The organism is Chromohalobacter sp. 296-RDG (assembly GCF_029889885.1).
In the GTDB taxonomy this organism is placed as follows: Bacteria; Pseudomonadota; Gammaproteobacteria; order Pseudomonadales; family Halomonadaceae; genus Chromohalobacter.
On sequence record NZ_JARANY010000032.1, the window covers coordinates 21516 to 28616 of the forward strand.

Sequence of the window (7101 nt, forward strand, 5' to 3'; positions counted from 1 at the left end):
GGTTGGGCCGCCTCATTGCGGCCTTGGGCTTAGGCTATGCTAGGGGGCCCCCCGGGAGGCGTCAAGGCGCATGCCGGGGCTCGTAAGGCTGCGTCAGTCATGGCGTGAAAGATGCTTGCCCGGTATGCCCGAGTGTCGCTATAATACGCGACTCGACTCATCATGCTCCCTGTCAGATGGTTGCCGGAAGGGGCGCCACTCGCCGCAGGCCGATGAAGAGCGCAACCCCGATGAGTGCTGGAGAGTGACATGTACGCAGTAATCAAGAGCGGTGGCAAGCAGTACCGCGTTCAGGAAGGCCAGACCCTGAAGCTCGAGAAGCTGGAAGTGGCCACGGGTGACACCCTCGAGCTCGACCAAGTGCTGCTGGTCGGCGATGATGATGACATCAAGGTCGGCACGCCGCTGGTCGACGGTGCCAAGGTAACGGCGGAAGTCGTTTCCCATGGTCGTGGCGAAAAGGTGAAGATCATCAAGTTCCGTCGCCGTAAGCACCAGATGCGCCGTCAAGGCCATCGTCAGTGGTTCACAGAAGTCAAGATCACCGGAATTTCCGCGTAAGCGATATTCCCTGGATAACGCGAGGTATTTGCAATGGCTCATAAAAAGGCTGCCGGTAGTTCTCGTAACGGTCGCGATAGCGAATCCAAACGCCTTGGTGTCAAGCTGTTCGGTGGCCAGGCGGCGACCGCCGGCAACATCATCGTGCGTCAGCGTGGCACCAAGTTCCACGCGGGCAGTGGCGTTGGCATCGGCAAGGATCACACCTTGTTCGCTCTGAACGAAGGCGTGATCAAGTTCGAGACCAAGGGTCCGAAAAATCGCAAGTTCGTGAGCGTCGTCTCCGCCTGAGACCGCCATGAACGGTGAGAGGAAAGGCCCCGCTCAGGCGGGGTCTTTTCGTATAGGGCGGCCGTAGCCGTCGGGAGAAGTGTCCATGCAATTCGTCGACGAAGCCTCGATCATTGTGGAGGCCGGTAAGGGCGGCAACGGCTGCCTGAGTTTCCGGCGCGAGAAGTACGTTCCCAAAGGTGGGCCGGACGGCGGCGACGGTGGGCACGGCGGCAGCGTCTACCTGATCGGTGACGACGCCCTTAATACGCTGATCGATTTCAAGTATCAGCGTTTCTACAAGGCGCCCAACGGACAGCCGGGCCAAGGCCGTCAGATGAGCGGCCGTAATGGCGAAGACTTGTACGTCAAGGTGCCGGTGGGAACCACGGTGATCGATGAAGATACTCTCGAGGTGATCGCCGACGTGACCGAGCTCGGCCAAGTCGAGCTGGTGGCGCAGGCGGGTCGCCGAGGCTTGGGCAACATCCACTTCAAGTCCTCCACCAATCGGGCGCCGCGCAAGACGACACGGGGCACCGAGGGGGAGCGCCGCAACCTGCGCTTCGAGATGAAGGTGATGGCCGATGTGGGCTTGCTGGGCGTGCCCAATGCCGGCAAGTCGACGCTGATTCGTGCCGTCTCGGCCGCCAAGCCCAAGGTTGCCAACTACCCCTTCACTACGCTGGTGCCCAATCTCGGGGTGGTCAAGCTGGGCACGCATGAGCATTTCGTGATGGCTGACGTGCCCGGGCTGATCGAAGGCGCGTCCGATGGCGCGGGGTTGGGGCTTCGGTTCCTCAAGCACCTGACCCGCACGCGGTTGCTGCTGCATGTCGTTGATGTGGCGCCGTTCGATGAAAGCGATCCCGTGGAGGGTGCGCGCGCCATCGCGCACGAGCTCGCGCAATTCTCCACCACGCTGGCCGAGCGGCCGCGCTGGTTGGTGCTCAACAAGCTCGACTTGCTCCCCGAGGAGGAGCGTCAGGCCATGGTCGACGACATCGTCGCGCGTCTGGAATGGACGGGGCCGGTGTTCCGGATTTCGGCGATCAGTAGCGAGGGTACCCAGCCGCTAGTGCAGGCGGCGCATCGTTGGCTGACCGAGCAGCGTCAGCTCGAGGCGGAAGACGAGGCGGCCTTCGAACATGAGCGCGAGATGCGCCAGCGTATGGAAGATGAGGCCGTGGCGCGTGCCGAAGCGCGCATGTCGCGCAAGCGCAAGCCCGTCCAGGAAGATGACGATGACGTCGACGATGATGATTACGATGTCGAAGTGGAATATGCCCCCTGAGCCGAGGCGAGAAGGGAGAAAAACCGGTGAATGAGCCGCAGTCGACAAGCCGTGATGCCTTGTGTGGTGCGCGGCGTGTCGTGATCAAGATCGGCAGCGCATTGTTGACCAACGACGGTCGTGGCCTCGATGCCGAGGCCATCGGCGGCTGGGTCGATCAGATCGCCTCCCTGCATGCGCGCGGTGTCGAGATCGTGCTGGTCTCGTCCGGGGCAGTGGCCGAGGGTATGGCACGTCTGGGCTGGGCATCTCGGCCCTCGGCGGTCTATGAACTGCAAGCGGCCGCCGCAGTCGGGCAGTCGGGCCTGTCGCAATGCTACGAGGGGCACTTTGCGCGCCACGGCCTGCGCAGCGCGCAAGTGCTGCTGACGCATGATGATCTTTCCGACCGTAAGCGTTACCTCAATGCGCGTTCGGCGTTGCGAACACTGGTCGCGCTGCGCGTGGTGCCGGTGATCAACGAAAACGACACCGTGGTGACCGACGAGATCCGCTTCGGCGATAACGATACGCTGGGCGCGTTGGTGGCCAATCTTCTGGAAGCAGACGCGCTGATGCTGCTCACCGATCAGGAAGGCTTGTTCGATTCCGATCCGCGCCACGACCCCGGGGCGCGGCTAATCAGCGAAGGGCGCGCCGACGATCCTGCCCTGGCGGCGGTAGCCGGTGATGGCGGTGCTCTGGGGCGCGGCGGGATGACGACCAAGGTGCGTGCCGCGCGCCTGGCGGCGCGTTCCGGCGCGCTGACGGTGATCGCCAGCGGGCGCCAGTCGGCGGTGCTCACCCGGTTGGCGGACGGCGAGGCGCTGGGCACGTTGTTGATGCCGGATCATGCGCCGTTGGCGGCGCGCAAGCGGTGGTTGGCTGGGCAGCTTCAGGTGCGCGGTACGCTGGTGCTCGACGATGGCGCAGTCGAGGTATTGCATCGCCATGGATCGAGCTTGCTGCCGGTGGGTGTGCGGCGTGCCGAGGGTGCCTTCAAGCGCGGCGATATGGTGGTTTGCGTCAACGAGCAAGGCGCCCGAGTCGCCAAAGGACTGGTCAACTACGGTAGCGATGAAGCGCGTCGCATCGTGGGTCAGCCCAGTCATCGTATCGAGACGTTGCTTGGCTACATGGAATCGCCGGAGCTCATTCATCGCGATAACTTGGTCATCATCTGAGGGGCGTGATGTCGAGGCGTCGGTCTGTGAACCTATAGCCGTTTTTACGTGGAACATGCTAGAATGTTGCATCCTCTCAGACACGGCCCGTTGATGGGGCGCCTCATGAGTGGCGATCCCGTTTTGGCCGATTCGCGTGGAGTAGTCGAAATGTCATGCGAATCAATTTTTTACAGAATATGACTGTCAACATCTCCAAGGAGTAGACGGTGGCGAATATCAAACAGGCCCGTAAGCGCGCCCTCCAGGCGGAGCGGCGTCGTCAGCACAATACCAGCCAACGCAGCATGGTGCGCACGTATGTCAAGCGCGTCGTCAAGGCGATCCAGAGTGGCGACCACGGTCAGGCCATGACCGAGCTCAAGGCGGCACAGCCGGTCATCGACCGCATTGCCGACAAGGACGCGATCTCCAAGCGCAAGGCTGCACGCATCAAGAGCCGTCTGAATAAGCGAATTAAGGCCCTGGCTGCCTGAAGCCGGGACTTGGCGGTAACGCGTGAAAAAACCGGCTCCGGCCGGTTTTTTTGTAAGTGGCGGTCGGGCTCGACCCGGCAAGCGGACAGGGGGAGACGGTGACGGCTAGGCAATCGCAGGCAGCGCCGGAAGACGACGCGTCGCCGGAGGCTCAGCCTTCGGCGCGTGGCGGTCTGTTGCGCTCGGGGATGGTGGTCAGCACGATGACCATGCTCTCGCGCGTGTTGGGGCTGGCGCGTGATGTCGTGATCGCGGCCTTGTTCGGGGCCGGTAGCGGCGCAGATGCCTTCTTCGTCGCCTTCAAGATTCCCAACTTCATGCGTCGCCTTTTCGCCGAGGGCGCCTTCAACCAGGCGTTCATCCCGGTGCTGTCCGAGTATGCTACTCAACGGACTCGCGAGGAGGTGCGGGAATTGCTCGATGCGGTGTCGGGCAGTCTCGGCGTGATACTGGCTCTGCTCAGCGCCGTGGCAGTACTCCTAGCGCCCTGGTTGGTGTGGCTGTTTGCGCCAGGCTTCAGCGCCGACCCCGGCAAACTGGCGCTGACCGCCGACATGCTGCGCCTGACGTTTCCCTATCTGTGGCTTATTTCGCTGACCGCCTTCGCCGGTAGCGTGCTCAACACCTGGAATCGTTTCGCCGTACCGGCGTTCACTCCGGTGCTGCTCAATCTGTCGTTGATCGGTGCGGCTCTGGGACTAACGCCCTGGATGCAGGACCCGGCCATGGCGCTGGCCTGGGGAGTGCTGATCGCAGGTGTCGTGCAACTGGGGTTTCAGGTGCCGTTTCTGGCACGCTTGGGGCTGACGCCACGTCCCTGGCCCAACTTCCGGCACCCGGGCGTGCGTCGTATCCTGACGCTGATGGCGCCGGCATTGTTCGGAGTGTCGGTGTCGCAGATCAACCTGTTGCTGGATACCGTGCTGGCGTCACTGCTGGCCTCGGGGAGCGTATCCTGGCTCTACTACTCGGAACGCCTGACGGAGTTGCCGCTGGGCGTGTTCGGCGTGGCGCTGGGCACGGTGATCCTGCCGGCGCTCTCCAAGCGCCATGCCGAGCAGTCGCCAGCGCACTTCGCGAAGATGCTCGACTGGGCGTTGCGTGCGGTGTTGCTGATCGGGCTTCCCGCCGCCTTGGCCTTGGTGCTGCTGGCCGAGCCATTGCTGGTGAGCCTGTTCCACTATGGGGCGATGACGGATCACGATATCGTGATGGCGGCGCGCAGTATGCGGGCCTATGCGTTGGGTCTGTTGCCATTCATGCTGATCAAGGTGCTGGCGCCGGGGTACTTCGCGCGTCAGGACACCAAGACGCCGGTCAAGATCGGCATCGTGGCGATGGTTGCCAACATGATGTTGAACCTGCTGTTGATCTGGCCGCTGGCGCATGCGGGGCTGGCGCTGGCCACGGCGCTATCGGCGTTTCTCAATGCCGGCTTGCTGGGCTGGGGGCTATGGCGGCGCGACGTACTGACGTTTCAGCCGGGCTGGGGACGCTACGCGTTGACACTGGGCGGCGGCTGCGTCGTCATGGGAGCCGGGCTTTGGTGGCTATGCCCCGAATGGCATCAATGGCTGGTCTGGGGCGTATGGCAGCGCGCGGCGACATTGCTCGGACTAACCCTGGGCGGTGCCTTGGTCTACTTTGGATGGCTGGCGCTGTGTGGCGTACGTCTCAGGCATTTTCGTCTGGGTGGCTGATGGTAAGGCAGTCATGGCTGTCAGTCATGGCCCCCTTGGTTATAATCGAACGTTTCACCGGCATATGAACGGCACATGGAACTGATCAGAGGACTGCACAATCTGCGCGAGGCGGGCCCGTGCGTGGCGACGATCGGCAATTTCGATGGCGTGCATCGCGGCCATCAGGCGATCCTCGATCAGCTCAAGAGTCGCGCCACGGCGTTGGGGTTACCGATGACGGTGGTCGTCTTCGAGCCCCAGCCGCGCGAGTATTTTGCCGGCGAGCAGGCGCCGCCACGTTTGAGCAGGTTGCGCGACAAGGTTGAACTGTTGGCCGAATACGGCGCCGAGCGCATCGTCTGCCTGCCCTTCAATGCCGCTCTGCGAGGCCTGACGGCCGACGAATTCATCGAGCGCGTGCTGATCCGCGGCCTGGGCGTCAAGCATCTCGTGGTGGGCGACGACTTCCGCTTTGGCTGTGACCGGGCGGGTGATTTCGCGTTACTACAACGCGTGGGCGAACGCCGTGGTTTTGAGGTCGAGCATACGCGCACTTTTGTTCTCGACGACGATCGCGTCTCGAGTACCCGCGTACGCACCCTGCTGGCCAGCGGCAATTTCGCCCAGGCCGCGCGGCTGTTGGGGCGTCCCTATCAACTCTCGGGGCGCGTGGTGGCCGACCGGCAGTTGGGGCGCACCATCGGCGTGCCCACCGCTAATCTGCCACTGACGTCGCGTTCCCTGGCATTACGCGGTATCTATGCCTGCGTCACGCGGCTGCCCGATGGTCGCGAGTTGCCGGGGGCGGCCAATATAGGCTGGCGGCCGACGGTCGGCAGCTCGCGGCCGGTGCTGGAGGTGCATCTGTTCGATTTCGAGGATGACCTCTATGGCCAGCGCCTCACGGTCGTTCCCTGCGCACGGCTGAGAGGCGAGGTCAATTTTGCGGGGCTGGAGGCCCTGACGCGTCAGATTCATGCCGACCTGGCGCAGGCACGTCGCTACTTCCGCACGGCGACACCGCTCGATGCGGCTGCGCTCGAGCTGCCGTGCGCTTCGACTGGCTGGACTTATCCGCTGGCCTCGGCGCCTCTGGCGCCCGAGCCTTCGACTTCCGACTCTTCGGCCGGCGCTCGCCCGGCCGACCAAGACGATGGCTGACCTTCCGCTATGAGCGATTACAAACATACCCTGAATCTCCCCGAAACCGACTTCCCCATGCGCGGCATGTTGCCCAAGCGTGAGCCGGGGCGGGTATCGCAATGGCAGGACATGGACCTCTACCAGCGCCTGCGCGAAGCGCGTGCCGGTCGTGAGAGTTTCGTGCTGCACGATGGCCCCCCCTACGCCAACGGCAGCATTCATATCGGCCATGCCGTCAACAAGATCCTCAAGGACATCGTCGTCAAGTCGAAGGCGCTGGCGGGGTACGATGCGCCCTATGTGCCCGGTTGGGACTGTCACGGCTTGCCCATTGAGCACAAGGTCGAGACCACCCACGGCAAGCATCTCGGCGCCGGCGAAGCACGTGATCTATGCCGCGAGTACGCGGGCGCGCAGATCGAAGCGCAGAAGACCGACTTCGTGCGCCTGGGCGTGGTCGGTGACTGGGAGCGCCCCTACCGGACCATGGATTTCGCCAACGAGGCGGGCGA

General features: G+C 63.4%; 8 protein-coding genes. All 8 read left to right on the forward strand.

Annotated elements, in window-relative coordinates; genetic code table 11:
* The first annotated feature begins 249 nt into the window (after positions 1–249).
* On the forward strand, positions 250–561 hold the full coding sequence (rplU, locus tag OP495_RS11855; RefSeq protein ID WP_280564423.1) for a 50S ribosomal protein L21: 312 nt from the start codon (positions 250–252) through the stop codon (positions 559–561).
* A 33-nt stretch (positions 562–594) separates the two neighbouring features.
* The gene (gene rpmA / locus OP495_RS11860; RefSeq protein WP_040239264.1) at positions 595–852 is read left to right on the forward strand and encodes a 50S ribosomal protein L27; all 258 of its coding nucleotides are present in this window, start codon (positions 595–597) and stop codon (positions 850–852) included.
* A gap of 85 nt (positions 853–937) precedes the next feature.
* The gene (cgtA, locus tag OP495_RS11865; RefSeq protein WP_280564422.1) at positions 938–2125 is read left to right on the forward strand and encodes an Obg family GTPase CgtA; all 1188 of its coding nucleotides are present in this window, start codon (positions 938–940) and stop codon (positions 2123–2125) included.
* A gap of 26 nt (positions 2126–2151) precedes the next feature.
* A complete protein-coding gene (gene proB / locus OP495_RS11870) occupies positions 2152–3288 on the forward strand; it encodes a glutamate 5-kinase (RefSeq protein WP_280564421.1) in 1137 nt (378 codons plus the stop codon).
* A 209-nt stretch (positions 3289–3497) separates the two neighbouring features.
* Positions 3498–3764, forward strand: a complete 267-nt coding sequence (gene rpsT, locus OP495_RS11875) for a 30S ribosomal protein S20 (RefSeq protein WP_280564419.1) — start codon at positions 3498–3500, stop codon at positions 3762–3764.
* A gap of 176 nt (positions 3765–3940) precedes the next feature.
* The gene (gene murJ, locus OP495_RS11880) at positions 3941–5464 is read left to right on the forward strand and encodes a murein biosynthesis integral membrane protein MurJ (RefSeq protein ID WP_280569461.1); all 1524 of its coding nucleotides are present in this window, start codon (positions 3941–3943) and stop codon (positions 5462–5464) included.
* 75 nt (positions 5465–5539) lie between these two features.
* On the forward strand, positions 5540–6607 hold the full coding sequence (gene ribF, locus OP495_RS11885) for a bifunctional riboflavin kinase/FAD synthetase (RefSeq protein WP_280564417.1): 1068 nt from the start codon (positions 5540–5542) through the stop codon (positions 6605–6607).
* A gap of 9 nt (positions 6608–6616) precedes the next feature.
* On the forward strand, positions 6617–7101 hold a 485-nt coding region (locus tag OP495_RS11890), incomplete at its 3' end, for a class I tRNA ligase family protein (protein WP_280569456.1).